Source organism: Pseudoalteromonas aliena SW19, from assembly GCF_014905615.1.
GTDB lineage: Bacteria > Pseudomonadota > Gammaproteobacteria > Enterobacterales > Alteromonadaceae > Pseudoalteromonas > Pseudoalteromonas aliena.
This window is the reverse complement of record NZ_AQGU01000022.1, coordinates 430,495-447,236: the sequence shown is the minus strand read 5'-3', so window position 1 is coordinate 447,236 and position 16,742 is coordinate 430,495. Positions and strand designations below refer to the sequence as shown.

General features: G+C 40.4%; 14 protein-coding genes. 11 read left to right on the top strand and 3 right to left on the bottom strand.

Features of this window, described 5'->3' with window-relative positions:
• Positions 1-585: 585 nt before the first annotated feature.
• The 3 genes from acnB to PALI_RS04180 all read left to right on the top strand — a co-directional run bounded on the left by acnB (position 586) and on the right by PALI_RS04180 (position 5,261).
• Positions 586-3,183 carry a bifunctional aconitate hydratase 2/2-methylisocitrate dehydratase gene (acnB, locus tag PALI_RS04190; RefSeq protein ID WP_193154997.1) on the top strand — a complete coding sequence of 866 codons (2,598 nt, stop codon included), beginning with the start codon at positions 586-588 and terminating at the stop codon, positions 3,181-3,183.
• A 200-nt stretch (positions 3,184-3,383) separates the two neighbouring features.
• Positions 3,384-4,016 (top strand): 2OG-Fe dioxygenase family protein, encoded by a 633-nt coding sequence (locus PALI_RS04185; RefSeq protein WP_193154996.1) that lies wholly within the window; start codon positions 3,384-3,386, stop codon positions 4,014-4,016.
• A 9-nt stretch (positions 4,017-4,025) separates the two neighbouring features.
• Positions 4,026-5,261, top strand: a complete 1,236-nt coding sequence (locus PALI_RS04180) for a cysteine desulfurase-like protein (protein ID WP_193154995.1) — start codon at positions 4,026-4,028, stop codon at positions 5,259-5,261.
• Between the two features lie 20 nt (positions 5,262-5,281).
• Here the strand turns inward: PALI_RS04180 and PALI_RS04175 are convergent, their stop codons facing one another.
• On the bottom strand, positions 5,282-5,986 hold the full coding sequence (locus tag PALI_RS04175; RefSeq protein ID WP_138585195.1) for a 2OG-Fe(II) oxygenase: 705 nt from the start codon (positions 5,984-5,986) through the stop codon (positions 5,282-5,284).
• Between the two features lie 24 nt (positions 5,987-6,010).
• On the opposite strand from PALI_RS04175, the gene PALI_RS04170 reads away from it, so the two are divergent.
• Positions 6,011-6,409: an acyl-CoA thioesterase gene (locus PALI_RS04170; RefSeq protein WP_138585196.1), complete on the top strand. Its 399-nt coding sequence runs from the start codon at positions 6,011-6,013 to the stop codon at positions 6,407-6,409.
• Positions 6,410-6,422: 13 nt separating this feature from the next.
• On the opposite strand, the gene glpD is transcribed toward PALI_RS04170, so the two are convergent.
• Both glpD and glpK read right to left on the bottom strand, forming a co-directional pair.
• Positions 6,423-7,925 carry a glycerol-3-phosphate dehydrogenase gene (gene glpD, locus PALI_RS04165; protein WP_193154994.1) on the bottom strand — a complete coding sequence of 501 codons (1,503 nt, stop codon included), beginning with the start codon at positions 7,923-7,925 and terminating at the stop codon, positions 6,423-6,425.
• An 86-nt stretch (positions 7,926-8,011) separates the two neighbouring features.
• Positions 8,012-9,505 carry a glycerol kinase GlpK gene (glpK, locus tag PALI_RS04160; protein WP_138585198.1) on the bottom strand — a complete coding sequence of 498 codons (1,494 nt, stop codon included), beginning with the start codon at positions 9,503-9,505 and terminating at the stop codon, positions 8,012-8,014.
• 263 nt (positions 9,506-9,768) lie between these two features.
• Between glpK and PALI_RS04155 the strand changes: the two genes are divergently transcribed.
• From PALI_RS04155 to PALI_RS04125, 7 genes are all read left to right on the top strand, one after another.
• A complete protein-coding gene (locus tag PALI_RS04155) occupies positions 9,769-10,350 on the top strand; it encodes an anthranilate synthase component II (protein ID WP_138585199.1) in 582 nt (193 codons plus the stop codon).
• 41 nt (positions 10,351-10,391) lie between these two features.
• Positions 10,392-11,552, top strand: coding sequence for an HDOD domain-containing protein (locus PALI_RS04150; RefSeq protein ID WP_193154993.1), 1,161 nt, complete (start codon positions 10,392-10,394; stop codon positions 11,550-11,552).
• 379 nt (positions 11,553-11,931) lie between these two features.
• Complete coding sequence (locus PALI_RS04145; RefSeq protein ID WP_077536726.1) at positions 11,932-13,137, top strand: aspartate aminotransferase family protein; 1,206 nt, start codon at positions 11,932-11,934, stop codon at positions 13,135-13,137.
• 83 nt (positions 13,138-13,220) lie between these two features.
• Positions 13,221-14,240 (top strand): arginine N-succinyltransferase, encoded by a 1,020-nt coding sequence (gene astA, locus PALI_RS04140; RefSeq protein WP_193154992.1) that lies wholly within the window; start codon positions 13,221-13,223, stop codon positions 14,238-14,240.
• A gap of 16 nt (positions 14,241-14,256) precedes the next feature.
• The gene (gene astD, locus PALI_RS04135; RefSeq protein ID WP_138585202.1) at positions 14,257-15,726 is read left to right on the top strand and encodes a succinylglutamate-semialdehyde dehydrogenase; all 1,470 of its coding nucleotides are present in this window, start codon (positions 14,257-14,259) and stop codon (positions 15,724-15,726) included.
• Positions 15,727-15,866: 140 nt separating this feature from the next.
• Positions 15,867-16,214, top strand: a complete 348-nt coding sequence (locus tag PALI_RS04130; protein ID WP_077536729.1) for a DUF3802 family protein — start codon at positions 15,867-15,869, stop codon at positions 16,212-16,214.
• A gap of 91 nt (positions 16,215-16,305) precedes the next feature.
• The gene (locus PALI_RS04125) at positions 16,306-16,719 is read left to right on the top strand and encodes an OsmC family protein (protein WP_077536730.1); all 414 of its coding nucleotides are present in this window, start codon (positions 16,306-16,308) and stop codon (positions 16,717-16,719) included.
• The last annotated feature ends 23 nt before the right edge of the window (positions 16,720-16,742 follow it).

The window sequence follows — 16,742 nt, the reverse complement described above, 5'->3', positions numbered from 1 at the left end:
TGTAAACCCAGCCACGCGCTGGGTTTTTTTATGCGTATATTAAAAGTAGGTAACGTTATAACAATGGTACTTTATCAATTTGAGGGATTAAACCTGACGCCTAACTGCGTTAAAATTTTCTGATATACAACTACATGGATGCGGATCAACTGTCGATAAAACTATAAATAACCTGAACTCTGGATAATAAACCCATCTCGAGCAGCTATTTTTAACGCTAACTGCGTTGAATTTACTTGCAATAGACCCGCTATTGACGCGTAAATTCGCCTTGTTTTCACTGAAAATCTCTGACTAGAAAAAATAAATTTAAATATCACAATAATTCAATATGTTAGTAAATCCCTTAACCAGAGTTAAGGTTAAATAGCAATGATTCTTACTTAACAAACATTCATGAAAATAGATTTTAACCTAACCACTATTCATAATATTTATAGTCGGTATAATCAGTTGCGTAACTGGATGGATTTTCATCTATCTATAAAAGCTTTATAATCACGCGATAGAATACTATAAGTATTGGGTAATATGTTGCGCATGAAGCGCTACCGGATACTTTCACGTCACCAAGAGGGCAATATTGTGCTACAAGAATATCGTAAACACGTAGAAGAACGTGCCGCGTTAGGTATCGTACCAGCGCCATTAGATGCTCAGCAAACAGCTGATCTTATTGAATTAATTAAAACTCCACCGGCTGGTGAAGAAGAGTTCATTTTAGATTTATTAGTTCACCGCATTCCTGCAGGCGTGGATGATGCTGCTTATATTAAAGCAGGATTTTTAGCGGCAGTTGCTAAAGGTGAAGCTAATTCTCCACTTATTTCTAAAGAAAAAGCAGCAGAACTGTTAGGTACAATGTTAGGTGGTTACAATATCGCACCTATGATTGACCTACTTGATGATGAAACGCTTGCGCCGATCGTAGTAAAAGGCCTTTCAAACACATTACTTATGTTTGATGCGTTCTACGATGTAGAAGAAAAAGCAAAAGCAGGTAACACATTCGCTAAGCAAATTATTGAGTCTTGGGCAAATGCAGAATGGTTTACTAATAAACCAGCGGTTGCTGAAAAGATCTCAGTAACTGTATTTAAAGTAACTGGCGAAACAAATACTGATGACTTGTCTCCTGCACCAGATGCATGGTCTCGTCCAGATATCCCACTGCATGCTTTAGCAATGCTAAAAATTGAACGTGACGGTATTACACCTGATAAAGCGGGCGAAGTAGGTCCAATTACTCAGCTTGAAGAATTAAAAACCAAAGGTTTACCACTTGCATACGTAGGTGACGTTGTTGGTACGGGTTCTTCTCGTAAATCTGCAACTAACTCTGTACTTTGGTTTATGGGCGATGATATCCCATTCGTACCAAACAAGCGTGTTGGCGGTGTATGTTTAGGTAATAAAATTGCGCCAATCTTCTTCAACACAATGGAAGATTCAGGCGCATTACCAATCGAATTAAATGTTGATGAACTCAACATGGGCGAACAAATCGACATCTATCCATATGAAGGTGTTGTTAAGCAACATGGTACTGATAAAGTAATTTCTACTTTTGAACTTAAGTCTGATGTGATCTTAGATGAAGTTCGTGCTGGTGGTCGTATTCCACTAATTATCGGTCGTGGTTTAACTGATAAAGCGCGTACATCTCTTGGCTTAGGTGCAACTGATATATTTAAAGTACCAACAGCAACAGAAGTTTCAGATAAAGGCTTTACATTAGCGCAAAAAATGGTTGGTAAAGCATGTAACGTTGCAGGTATTCGCCCAGGTCAGTACTGTGAGCCTAAAATGACAACTGTTGGTTCGCAAGATACAACAGGTCCTATGACACGTGATGAACTAAAAGATCTAGCATGTTTAGGTTTCTCTGCAGATTTAACAATGCAGTCTTTCTGTCATACATCAGCTTATCCTAAGCCTATTGATGTAAACACTCACCATACGCTTCCTGATTTCATCATGAACCGTGGCGGTGTTTCACTTCGTCCAGGCGATGGTATTATTCACTCATGGTTAAACCGTATGTTATTACCAGATACCGTAGGTACTGGTGGTGATTCACATACACGTTTCCCATTAGGTATTTCATTCCCAGCAGGTTCGGGTGCAGTAGCATTCGCAGCTGCAACGGGTGTTATGCCACTTGATATGCCTGAATCTATTTTGGTTCGTTTTAAAGGCGAAATGCAACCAGGTATCACTTTACGTGACCTAGTCCATGCAATCCCTTACTACGGTATTAAACAAGGTTTATTAACAGTTGAGAAAAAAGGTAAAATTAACGAATTCTCTGGTCGCGTACTAGAAATTGAAGGCGTTGAGCACCTAACTGTTGAGCAAGCGTTTGAACTATCAGATGCATCTGCAGAGCGTTCTGCAGCTGGTTGTACAGTTAAATTATCTAAAGAGTCTATCTCTGAATACCTAGAATCAAACATTGTTATGCTTAAGTGGATGATCTCTGAAGGCTACGGTGATGTACGTACGATTGAACGTCGTATTACTGCAATGCAAGATTGGTTAGCTAATCCAGAGCTTATGGAAGCTGATAAAGACGCTGAGTACGCTCATATAGTTGATATCGATTTAGCCGAAATTAAAGAACCTGTTCTTTGTGCACCAAATGACCCTGATGATGCGCGTCTTCTTTCTGACGTTGCTGGCGAGAAAATCGACGAAGTATTTATCGGTTCTTGTATGACAAACATCGGTCATTTCCGTGCTGCTGGTAAGTTGCTTGATGGCTTTAAAGGTCAATTACCGACTCAGCTTTGGGTTGCTCCACCTACTAAGATGGATAAAGACCAACTTACAGAAGAAGGTTACTACGGTATTTTTGGTCGTGTTGGTGCACGTATCGAAACTCCAGGTTGTTCACTATGTATGGGTAACCAAGCACGTGTTGCAGATAAAGCAACGGTTGTGTCTACTTCTACCCGTAACTTCCCTAACCGTTTAGGTAATGGCGCAAACGTATTCTTAGCATCATCTGAACTTGCTGCAGTAGCAGCTATTTTAGGTAGATTACCAACATCTGCTGAGTACCAAGAATACGCAGCGAAGATCAATGCAACGGCGTCAGATACATACCGTTACTTGAACTTCCACCGTATGCCTGCTTACACTAAAAAAGCAGATAAAGTGATTATTCAACAAGCTGTATAATTTTTAAAGTTTGTTTAAAAACCCGCTTCGGCGGGTTTTTTATTGGCTAAAATAAATATTAGATAGTTCATGTTGTTTTTTTTACATTATTGTATTAAATCTGGTCTTAAGTTGCTTTTAAAGTAAGTAATAAAGCAAAAAATCCTCTCAAAATGCATTAAAATCCTCGCCAATATTCTCATTATTTTAGGCGAGATTTTATGACAGCATTAAACAACCAGAATTTACTGCAACTTCGTTTTATTAACCAAGCAAACATTGATTTGGTTAAGCCTTCTTTTGATAACCTACCTGCTAATCCGTATGCAGATGGTGCTTTTCGAAAACGTCGTTATTCAGTAGTTAAAATGCAAAATGGTGAATTACAGTTACAAAAAACCAAAGCATTTGTGCAAGATGATTCAATTAATACCTTCCAAGGTAATGTAGAGCGCACCTATGAAAATCTAGAGCAAAGCTTGCTTGAATCAGCAGGTATGAAAAATATTGTAAATGAGTTTTGCCAAATTACCGGTATTGATGAGCAGCGCGATATAGAAATTCATCAGTTTCGTATGCTTGCCATTGATAGTGATACACCTGCAGCCCCAGAAGGCGTTCATCAGGATGGGTTTGATCATGTGTGCGTATGTGGTGTTTCTCACGAAAATTTAGAAGGTGGCGAACTACTTGTATACGAAAACAAACAAGCAGAGCCGTGTTTTAAAATGGAAATAAAAGACGGTATGTTTGCATTAATAAATGACCGTCAAGTATGGCATAACGCAACACCTATGAACAAAATTGATGCGAGCAAACCAGGTTACCTGGATTGTTTCGTATTAACGTCTTAAGGAATAAGTATGAACATAGCGCAATTACGTGGGCAGTTTCCTGCACTAATGCAAAACGTTGATGGTAAATCGCCGGTCTTTTTAGATGGTCCAGGTGGTTCGCAAGTACCACAGCAAGTACTTAATGCAATGACGGCTTATTTAGGGCATTACAACTCAAACTTAGGCGGTGCATTTTTTTCAAGTGATAAAACGGTTGAGTTAATGGCGAATGCGCGCCAGGCGGCGGCTGATTTACTCAATGCACCTAGCTCACAACAAATTGTGTTTGGTCCAAACATGACCAGTCTAACGTTTAGTTTTAGTCGTGCAATTTCACGTGATTGGCAGGCAGGCGATGAAATAATTGTAACCAATGCTGATCACTTCTCAAATGTATCGTCATGGCAACAAGCTGCAGAAGATAAAGGTGTAAAGGTAAATACCGCAGTTATTAACGAAGCAGATTGCAGCTTAGATATGGCGCAATTTGAAAGCTTACTAAACAGCAATACAAAGCTGGTAGCGGTAACTTATGCGTCAAATACCACAGGCTCAATTAACAATATTAAACGCATTGTAGAGCTTGCTCACGCGGTGGGCGCACTTGTTTATGTTGATGCCGTACATTATGCCCCTCATGAGCTTGTTGATGTACAAGCGCTTGATTGTGACTTTTTAGCCTGTTCTGCGTATAAGTTTTTTGGTCCGCATTTAGGCATGGTTTACGGTAAAAAAGAACACTTAGAGGGGTTTACTCCCTACAAAGTTGAGCCAGCTAAAGACGTAGCGCCAGGTCGCTGGGAAACCGGCACACAAAGTTTTGAAGCAATGGCAGGTTTTATAGCCGCTGTTGATTACATTGCGGCAATTAGCGAGCTTGACGATAGCTATTCACGACGTGAAAAACTAAGTGTGGCTTTTGCTAAAACTAAACAACACGAAATGGCGCTTAGTGAGCACTTTTTAACGCGCTTAGTTAATTACCCACGCATTAAGTTGTTTGGTATTGATGACTTTGATCGCTTAAATGAGCGTACACCTACTTTTGCTTTAATTTTTGAAGGGCTTGAGCCGCGTGCAGTGTCTGAATTTCTAGGCAAGCATCACATCTGTGTGTGGGATGGTAATTTTTATGCACAAGGCTTGTGTGAACAACTAGGCGTTCTCGACAAAGGCGGTGTAGTGCGTATTGGTTGTATGCATTACAACACCATCGAAGAGTTGGATCAGTTATTTGATTTATTTGATGAACTACTCGGTTAAATCATACTGATTGTGGTGCGCTAGCTTTCAGGCGCACCATATATTTGCTCTGCACGATTAAACAGTACCCACGATGTTAAAATATACTTATCGTTAGATACAGGCTTATTGCCTCGGTGAGTATGTGTAAAGTAGCCAGGCGCTATTACCATCGTGCCTTTTTTAGGTGCTATTTTACGATTTTGATAGTAAAACTCTGTTTCACCACCTTCTTGCACATCGTTTAAATAAAACATGAATAACAATACGCGATGCAAAGCTTCGTTATGCTGTAGCTGCGGATAAACTTCACTGTGCCAATAAGGATAGCCACCTTTATTTACCTCATATTTTTGCGCTTGAATATTACCGAGTCTAAAAATTTGCTGAACAAGCAAAGGTAATTGCGGTTTACCCACTTCTTCAAAATTTTCTTGAGTTAAATCGACAACTTCAGCTGTTTTTGGGTGATAAACCTTTAAGCCAAATGCTCCGATCATCATAAAAATATGTTCTTCAATGTATTTAAAAACATACTGTGCAGTGGTTTGCTGAATATGTTTTAATTGCTGGGCATATTCGGGGTGATTATTTAAATGTAAATCGTGGCTGTCTTTTTTCTTTAAATCGACTCCGCCTGATGTGACCCCTTGTTTTACATGCGGGCTTTGCGTGAATGTAGTAATAAAGTTATCGCAAAAATCATTGCTTAGCGCATTATCGAATACGCGAATAAAGTCCGTCATGAGTTACCTTTTATAAGGATTATTATGTTTATTGAAAAAGTGATGCCGCGCTTTAGTGAAACAGATGCGCTCGGACACATTAACAATACAGTACTCCCTGTATGGTTTGAAGTTGCACGTGCCCCTATTTTTAAATTTTTTACTCCTGATCTTAACCCACACGACTGGAAATTAATTATTGCCAAAATAGAAGTGTCGTTTGTTGGTGAGTTGTTTTATGGCTATGAGGTAACAGTCAAAACCTCTGTAGAGCATATAGGCACTAGTTCTTTTGTGTTACGCCAAGAGGCATGGCAACACGATAAATGCTGCGCAATAGGTAAAGCAATTATGGTGAGATATGATTTTACTGCCAAGGCTAAACAAGCGCTTTCAACACAAGAAAAACGCTTGCTAAATGAGCATCTCACGACGCAAAGTTAGCCCTAATATTTAATTAACCTCCTACTGCTAAGCGTTGCTCGATGTAATCACTAAGCGCTGCGGTTTGTGCGTCGTCAAAGCGCAGGCCAAGCTTGGTGCGACGCCACAATAGATCGTGTGCGTTTTGTGCCCATTCTTCTTGCAATAAAAAATCAACTTCAGCGGCAAATAAACCGTGGCCAAAGTTTTGGCCTAAATCAGTTAACTGTTTTGCATAGCCTAAAATGTTTTTAGTGCGTGTACCATAAGTGCGTATAAAGCGATTCAATATTTCTGCGGGCAACCAATTATAGTTACTTTTAAACTCAGATTTTAACCGCTCTACGCAGCTAAAGTCACCACCAGGTAATGCGCTGTCTTTAGTCCATGCGGGGCTCATTTGTGGGTAAAACTCTTGGAGTTTATCAACCGCATTTTCAGAGAGTTTACGATAGGTTGTTATTTTTCCGCCAAAGACACTTAGTAACGGTGTTTGTTTATTTTCGCTAGAAAGCGTTAATTTATAATCACGAGTGACCGATTGGGCATCAACCGATTCATCGTCGAGTAACGGTCGTACACCCGAAAAGGTATGCACTATATCGTCGTATTTAATCTGTTTTTTAAAATAACTGTTCGTTACGTTGATTAAGTAATCGATTTCTTCATTACTTATTTTCACATTTCGCGCAGCGCCTTTGTATTCAACATCGGTAGTACCAATTAAAGAATAGTCATCCTCGAAAGGGCTAACAAATACAATGCGCTGGTCTTTATTTTGCAAAATATAAGCATGTGGTTGGCTGTGAATGCGAGGCACAATAATGTGACTGCCTTTAACAAGGCGGATATTTTGTGGCGATTTTTCTGTTAATGCATCATCAAACAGCTTGGCAACCCAAGGACCTGTTGCATTAACAATGCCTTTGGCTGAAATACTATATTGCGATTTAGAATCCTGCTGCTCAAGTGTTACTTGCCACTTATCTTGTTTGCGCTGTGCTTTTACACATTTGGTTTGCGTGGCAATAATGGCGCCTTTATTTTTTGCTGCAAGGGCATTTAAAACCACTAATCGGGAGTCATCAACCCAACCATCAGCGTATTCAAAGCCTTTAGTTATAGAAGACTCTAATACACTATGCTCATCAAATTTTATACTTTTGGATGCAGGTAAGGTAACGCGCTTTGCTAAATTGTCGTAGATAAACAAGCCAATGCGGATCATCCAAGCAGGGCGTAAATGAGGTTGATGGGGTAATCTAAAAGTTAGCGGCCACATAATATGAGGCGCATTTTTTAATAATACCTCACGCTCTGTTAATGCCTCTTTTACTAATCTAAATTCGTAATGTTCAAGATAGCGTAAACCACCGTGGATCAACTTAGAGCTATTTGAGGATGTTGCACAAGCGAGATCCGCTTGCTCACATAGCAGTACTTTGAGTCCTCTACCTGCAGCATCTGCAGCTATACCTGTACCATTAACTCCGCCACCGATGACGAGTAAGTCATAGTCGTTATTTATTAATTTCATCGATCACCTTGTTTGGTTAGGGTTAGTTAGTCGTGGCTTGTAATTTCAAGTCATCGGCTTGATAACTATTTTGCGCCGTTTAACGGTTAGCTATCTTCGCTCGATAAGCATACCTGCGCTACGCAGTGCTGCCATTTTGCGTATAGATCGTTACGTTCATCGGCGCTCATTGTTGGCTCAAAGCGACGCTCGCATACCCACATTTTTGACAGCTGCTGAGTTGATGCAAAGACTCCAGTGTGTAAGCCTGCCAAATAGGCTACGCCTAAAGAGGTTGTTTCAGTGACTACTGGGCGCTCAACTGTGGCACCTAAAATATTGGATAAAAACGTCATTACCCAGTTGTTTTTAACCATACCGCCATCCACCCTAAGTACACTTGGGCGCAGGCCATCACGCTCCATCGCTTTTTGTAAGTCTTTAGTTTGATAACCAACTGACTGCAACGCCGCTGCAACAATGGTACTAATACCAGAGTCGCGTGTGAGTCCCAATATTGCGCCACGTGCATTAGCATCCCAATAAGGTGCGCCTAAACCTGTAAATGAGGGAACTAAAAATACACCATGATCCAGTGGGACATCTTTAACTAAAGATTCACTCTCACCTGCATGGCTGAGTAATTTTAAACCTTCAACAATCCATTGCATGGTGGCACCCGCCATAAAAATACTGCCTTCAATGGCATAGGTTGGTTTTCCTTTTAAGCGATAGGCAACGGTTGTAAGTAAACGATTTTTAGATGTGAGTGCTTTTTCGCCCGTATTTAGCATTAAAAAACAGCCGGTACCGTATGTACTTTTAGCCATACCTTGTTCAAAACAGGCGTGGCCAATAAGTGCGGCTTGTTGATCGCCAGCAATACCACACACACGAATTGGTGCGCCAAAAATATCAGCACTTGTTGAACCAAATTCAGCCGCTGAGTCCATTACTTCTGGCAACATAGATGTAGGAATATCAAATAAGTCGAGTAACGCCTGATCCCACTGCTGAGTATGAATATTAAATAACATGGTGCGTGACGCATTTGTTGCATCAGTGCGGTGCGCTTTACCACCAGTTAGGTGCCAAAGTAAGTACGTATCAACAGTACCAAAAGCAAGTTCGCCAGCATCAGCTTGCTCTTTTGCACCTTCAACATTATCTAAAATCCAGCGAATTTTAGTCGCTGAAAAATAAGGGTCGAGTAATAGGCCTGTTTTTTCGCTAATGGTCTGGCAAAGCTCATCGCTACTAAGCTTTTTACAATAGTCGCTGGTGCGTCTGTCTTGCCAAACAATGGCGTTATAAATCGGCTTTCCTGTTTTTTTGTTCCATACCAGCGTCGTTTCGCGCTGGTTAGTAATGCCAATGGCAATAATTTCTTCAGGCTTAACGTTATTTTTAGCCATCACTTCTCGACTAGTACTGAGCACGGTTTGCAAAATGTCATTCGGATCATGTTCAACCCAGCCATTTTGAGGGTAATGCTGCGGGAATTCCTGTTGAGCTAAATCAAAAGCGTCAGCGTCTTTTGTGAATAAAATAGCACGAGAGCTTGTTGTTCCCTGATCAATCGAGAGTATATATTTGGACATAATTTAACGTTATTTATCTTAGATATTACTAGCATCTCTTTAACGTAAGGTAATGGCAATATTTTTTTAGGAACATATTCGCTTGATTTATTATAAAGGAAGAACGATAGAGTACGCAGTCGTGGTCATTATGTTGATTAATAATAAGCCTCGTGACGCGATTAAATCGCCTCTACAAACCGCTGACACTTTTAACCGCTTGAGTTAGAATGCGTGGTGCGGAAATAATCCGCGATAAATAATTACTTTGAGTGCTTTATTACATGCTTTTAATGATCGATAACTACGATTCGTTTACCTATAACTTAGTACAATATTTTCAGCGATTAGATCAAGACGTGTTAGTTAAACGTAATGATGAGCTAAGCATTGCACAAATAAAACAGTTAAACCCGCAGCATATCGTTTTATCGCCGGGGCCATGCACGCCTGACGAAGCGGGTGTCTCGTTAAGTGTGGTTGAGCAGTTAAAAGGCCAATATCCTATTTTAGGTATTTGCTTGGGGCATCAAACTATCGCACAAGCTTTGGGTGGCGACGTAGTCCGTGCAAAAAAAATAATGCACGGTAAAACATCACCTATAATTCATACCAATAAAGGTGTGTTTAAAGATTTAGTTAACCCATTAACAGTGTGCCGTTATCATTCTTTAGTAGTTAAAGCACAGTCGCTACCCAGAGAGCTTGAGGTAACCGCATGGACGCAAACGCAGCAGGGCGAGTTCGATGAAATTATGGGATTATTACACAAAGAATTAGCCATTGAAGGGGTGCAGTTTCACCCTGAAGCCATTTTAACTGAGCAAGGCTTACAATTGCTTGATAACTTTTTAACTCGGTTTTAATCTAGTACTATTAAATGTATGTTTTTTAATTAATGGATGTTATGACTGAACTCGTATCGCAACAGCGTACTGCAAAAATACTTAACCAACGAGCGCATGACTTGTTGCTTGGCCATAGTTTTGCACATCAACAAATTGGCTTTATCCATACGTTAGATATTGATTATGGCGAACCAATGAAACAGCGCACTTTACTGCAAGTAGAAGTGGCTGCTCAACATAAGCGCCAGCAAGGTAGTACAGCTCATCATAAGTATCGTGCACAAGCGAGTGAAGTGCTTCATAACGCGATCGAAACGGCTATTTTTAAACAGCTCAACGACATAGACGCCGTCATCGAAAATACATTAGGGATAGAGGATGGTATTGCTACTATTCTTGATATTCTTGCTGTTAAGTCTGCGTCGATTGGGCGGTTAGAGCCATTAATTAATGATCTAAGTTGGCTCGGGCGAGAGCTAGTAACTTTGGTTAACTTGCCTTATTATCGTAAGCAGCGTAGTAAAAATACCTCAGTAAAAGTGGATAACCCTGCTTTAGCGCTTCGTTATATTGGCCTTGAAAATTTACGATTTATCATTCCTACATTTGCAGTACGCCATTGGATGCCGCACAGCACAGAACCCTTTTCATTATTAAAGCGTAGGCTCAATGAAAGCGTAATGGCCAATGCCCTAGCTGCGCAAAAAATAGCGCAAATGAATGATGTAAATGAAGTGCACGCATTTACTCTAGGTATGCTTTTAGATATTGGGCGTGTTGCATTAACGCGTTTATATTTAAAAACGTTTGAGCAAGTATGGCAGCGTAAAGTACAGCTCGCGCGTAAAGAAAACGAAAAAGATCTACACACTGCGTTATTGGAACTTAAGCCCGACCCTCTGTTTTTAACCACTTTACTTAATAATAAATCTTTAGAGGTGAGCGCTAAAGTAATTGAAAAAATGGCGCTGAGGTATTTACCCTTCAAAGGTGTAATGCAGCAGTTGGTAAGTGGCGTAGAAAAAGGTGACTCAATGCTGCCTTTAACTGAGGTTATGCTAAAAGCTCGCTGTTATTCTCAGTATTTAGGCTTAAAAGAGCATCAGCTTATTGAACCAGACGAAATAGTGGCGTGGTTTTCGCACTTTAAGTTCACTAAAACGGAGTTAAAAACCCTCCAAACAAGTAATTTTACTAATTTAGCTATTCAAATTGACTAAAAAATTGAAATTTTTGTTAATTTTTTAGCGACTAACCATTCATTCTCATTTGATTGTTATATCGTAAATTAGATGCTTAAAGCGTGTACTCTTCAGTGCTCATGCGGTTAGTTACTTAAAATTGATCGCAATTGGCTATGCAAATAGTTATTCACTATCTATGAAATAATATCTTTAGCCCTTTATTTTCAAGGGATACATGAAAGTTTTTAACGAGACAGATATCAGTAATTCTGAAATAATGTGCGTCTGAAAATTGAACCACAAAACAATTTTGCGCAATTATCAGGCTACTGATCTTGCCTATAAAGTTGGTTACAAATAGTAACCAAACACCTATTTTGATGTTTTGTGTTGCTCACAATTAAGAGGAAATAAAATGACAGTCAATCGCGAATTATTTGATCACGTAATGGTTCCTAACTACGCACCTTCAAGCGTAATCCCTGTTCGAGGCGAAGGCTCTCGCGTATGGGATCAACAAGGTAGAGAGTTTATCGACTTTGCTGGTGGTATTGCAGTTAACTGTCTTGGCCATTGCCATCCTGCATTAGTAGGCGCATTAAAAGAGCAAGGCGAAAAAATCTGGCATTTATCAAATGTAATGACCAACGAGCCGGCACTACGCCTAGCTAAAAAAATGGTTGATGCGACATTTGCTGAAAAAGTTTACTTTGCTAACTCTGGCGCAGAAGCCAATGAAGCCGCGCTTAAACTAGCACGTCGTTTTGCGCTTGATAAATTCAGCGCAGAAAAATCACAAATCATTGCATTCAACAAAGGTTTTCACGGTCGTACTTTCTTTACCGTAACGGTTGGCGGCCAAGCGGCATATTCAGATGGCTTTGGTCCAAAACCTGGTGACATTGTACATTGTGATTACAACGACCTAGCTGCTTTTGAAGCGCTTATTAGTGATAAAACATGTGCCGTAATGATGGAACCACTACAAGGTGAAGGCGGTATTATTTCGCCAACTGATGAATTTGCTCAAGGCGTTCGCGATTTATGTACTAAACATAACGCACTGCTTATTTTTGATGAAGTTCAAACGGGTGTTGGTCGTACTGGCGATTTATACGCATACCAAGGCTTAAACGTAGTACCTGATATTTTAACTACCGCTAAAGCACTTGGCGGCGGTTTCCCGATTGGCGCTATGATCACAACAACTGAAATTGCACAGCACCTTAAAGTAGGTACTCATGGTTCTACTTATGGCGGCAACCCGCTTGCGTGTGCTGTAGCAGAAGCTGCATTTGATACAGTAAATACACCAGAGGTACTTGCTGGCGTTAAAGCAAAAGCGGCTTTATTTAACGAACTACTGACTGCGGTTAACGAAAAATACAATGTATTTAGCGAAATTCGCGGCCAAGGTTTATTAATTGGTGCGGTAGTAAACGAGCAATACAAAGGTCGTGCAAAAGAGTTTTTAGTGGCAGGGACTGAGCAAGGTCTTATGTCATTAGTAGCGGGTGCAGACGTAGTACGTTTTACTCCATCGTTAGTCATTCCTGAAGCGGATATTCGTGAAGGTATGGCACGCTTTGAAAAAGCAGTAGCCAACGTTGTAAAAGGGTAATACCTTAACCAACAAATTAAGGGCAAGCATTGCTTGCCCTGCAATTCCTATTTACCGTTATTTATAAGGGAGCAAGCGGACTCATGATGATCCTTCGCCCAATCCAGCAAAATGATTATTCAGCATTACTGAAAATTGCCCACGAATCAGGGCATGGTTTTACCTCTTTGCCATTAAACGAAGCGCTATTACAAAAGAAAATAGACCATTCAGTAGAGTCATTTGCTAAACAAACATCACAACCAGGTGATGAAGGCTACCTGTTTGTTCTTGAAGATAGCGAAACCGGTGAGGTTGTAGGCACATCTGCAATTGAAGCTGCGGTAGGGCTTGATGATGCGTTTTATCATTACCATTTAAGCAAAGTAATTCACTCGTCACGTACATTAGATGTATATAAAGCGGTTGATATTTTGACTCTGTGTAACGACTACACAGGGGCTACAGAATTATGTACGTTATTTTTAAAAGAAGCGTATCGTAAAAACTGTAACGGTAAATTACTGTCTAAAGCGCGTTTTATGTTTATAAAACAGCACCAAGCACGTTTTGCGCAAACCGTTATCGCAGAAATGCGCGGTGTGTCTGACGAAGATGGCAGCAGTCCTTTTTGGCAGTGGCTAGAAGAGCACTTTTTCTCAATGGACTTTCCTACAGCCGATTACCTTACCGGTATTGGTCAAAAGGTTTTCATCGCTGAGCTCATGCCTAAATACCCAATTTACGTAAACTTGCTAAGTAAAGATGCGCAAGCTGTTATCGGGCAAGTTCACGACAACACGCGTCCAGCAATTGAGCTATTAAAAAGTGAAGGCTTTACATTTAATGGTTACGTAGACATTTTTGATGCTGGCCCAACGGTTGAAGCAAAAGTTGATAATATTGCCACCATTCGCAATGCCAACAGTTTTACTGTTGAAATTGGTGAAATGGCAGCAGGCGATACAATGGTGCTATTAGCGAACGAAAAACTCGAAGGCTTTAGAGCCACAGTTACGCCTATGTCGTTTGATAGTCGAGTGAAAAGTATTGTTTTATCGCAAACAATAGCTGATGCATTGCATCTACAAGCGGGCGATATAATTAGCGCAACCACGATTTAATTTAGGAGAAAGTATAATGGCTCATCCTGCACAATTTATTAATGGTCAATGGTCACAAGGCCAAGGCACAGAATTTAATTCAGTAAACCCTGCGAATAACGACGTTATTTGGCAGGCATCTTCAGCAACTGCGGCGCAAGTAGATACCGCCGTTAATGCTGCGCGCGAAGCATTTTATGCATGGGCTGATAAAAGCTTTAGCGAACGTTTAGAAATAGTTAAAGCATTTGCAGCACAATTAAAAGAAAACAGCGAAGAGCTCGCTGTTACTATCGCACAAGAAACAGGTAAGCCACTGTGGGAAACTCGCACAGAAGCGGGTGCTATGGTTGGTAAAATTGCCATTTCTGAAAAAGCATTTTTAGAGCGCACAGGCGACGTAGAAAATGCAATGCCATTAGGGCGTGCAATGATCCGCCATAAGCCACATGGCGTTGTAGCAGTATTCGGCCCGTATAACTTTCCGGGTCACTTACCTAATGGTCACATTGTGCCTGCGCTTTTAGCGGGTAACACGGTTGTATTTAAACCATCTGAATTAACACCTAAAGTAGCCGAGCTTACGCTTAAACTTTGGGAAAAAGCAGGTTTACCAGCAGGTGTAATCAACCTTGTTCAAGGTGAAGTAGAAACGGGCAAAGCCCTTGCTGCTCACAAAGGTATTGATGGCTTATTCTTTACAGGTTCTTCGCGTACGGGTCATATTTTACATGAACAGTTTGCAGGCCAACCTGGTAAAATTTTAGCGCTAGAAATGGGTGGTAATAATCCACTTATTATTACCGATGTTGAAGATACTAAAGCGGTTGTTCACGATATTATTCAATCTGCGTTTATCTCAAGTGGTCAACGTTGTACCTGTGCACGTAAATTGTTTTTACCAACAGGTAGCAAAGGCGACGTAATTTTAGAGCGTTTAATTACAGCCACTAAAGCCATTAAAGTAGGTAACTATGACGATGCAGACCAGCCATTTATGGGCTCTATGATCTCATCTACGGCAGCTGCTGGCATGGTTAAGGCGCAAAACGAGCTAGTTGAGCTTGGCGGTCAAGTACTTGTAGAGCTTAAGCACACAGCTAACACAGGCTTTGTAACACCAGGTATTATTGAGTGTACAAATATTAGTGATTTCCCAGATGAAGAACACTTTGGTCCGTTATTAAAAGTATTCCGCTTTGACGACTTTGACCAAGCAATTGATAAAGCAAACGATACAACGTTTGGTTTGTCAGCTGGTTTATTAAGTGATAATGAAGCCGATTACGATCATTTCTTACGTCGTATTCGCGCAGGTATTGTTAACTGGAACCGCCCAATTACTGGCGCATCAAGCGCGGCACCATTTGGTGGTATTGGCGCATCAGGTAATCACAGAGCAAGCGCGTATTACGCTGCTGATTACTGTGCATACCCTGTTGCTTCAGTTGAACTTGAAAAAGTAGCAATGCCAGCAACATTAAGCCCAGGCTTAAAAATAGATTAAGTAATAATTTATTTTAATACTTTTTACTTATAAAAGCAGCCTAGGCTGCTTTTATAAGTATTGCGGTCTTGCAAAGCTAGTAATTTGAATTGCTTTCTGCTTAAATCATGGCAATTAATTATTTTATGGTGGTGTAAAAAATGGTTTTAGATAGGCAAGGGTACGATGATCTGATCATGTATCTAACTCAAAACTTAGCGTTGTTTGAGAAGCCAGGCGAAATAAAACCAGGTGCTCCAACGGTAATGGAATTAATCGAAGATGTGATTGCCGAAAACGTGATGCGTATCTGCGAGCAACACAAAGAGCTTAATACAGAGCAGCGTAGCTTAATTGTACGCGAAGTTGACGGCATAGTTTACGATTTAGAAGAAGTCCTCAGTAGTATCACCTCACAGCCTGTTACAGTCGAACAGCACGCCTTTATAGATGAATTTGCTGGTTTAGTTAAAAACTTATTCGACAGCGCAGTTTCGCAACAGTACTAATCAATTGCTTATATAGCCGCGTAACGCAATTTCATTTGCAACTGCGGCTAAGTTGCTTACAATCGAGAAAATATTTTTTTGAGATAAGCACATGCAAGCAAATGTAAAATGGGTTGAAGGCGACACGTTTATTGGTCGTTCTAATTCTAATCATAATATTGTTTTTGATGCAGGTAGCGATAGCGCAGCACCAAGCCCAATGGAAATGGTTTTAATGTCAGTCGGCTGTTGTTCATCAGTTGACGTGGTCAGTATTTTAAAAAAAGCGAAACAAGATTTCTCAGACGTGCAAGTTCAGCTTAGCGCAGAGCGTGCCGAAACAGCCCCCCGCGTATTTACTAAAATCAACCTACACTTTGTTGTTAAAGGCAATAATGTGTCTGAAAAGCACCTAGCTCGCGCCGTTTCGCTCTCTGCTGAAAAGTATTGTTCTGTTGCATTAATGCTTGATAAAACAGTAGAAATTACGCATAGCCACGAAGTTGTACAAGATCAAGGAAAATAACGCTTTTTCCATGAGGAAAATTC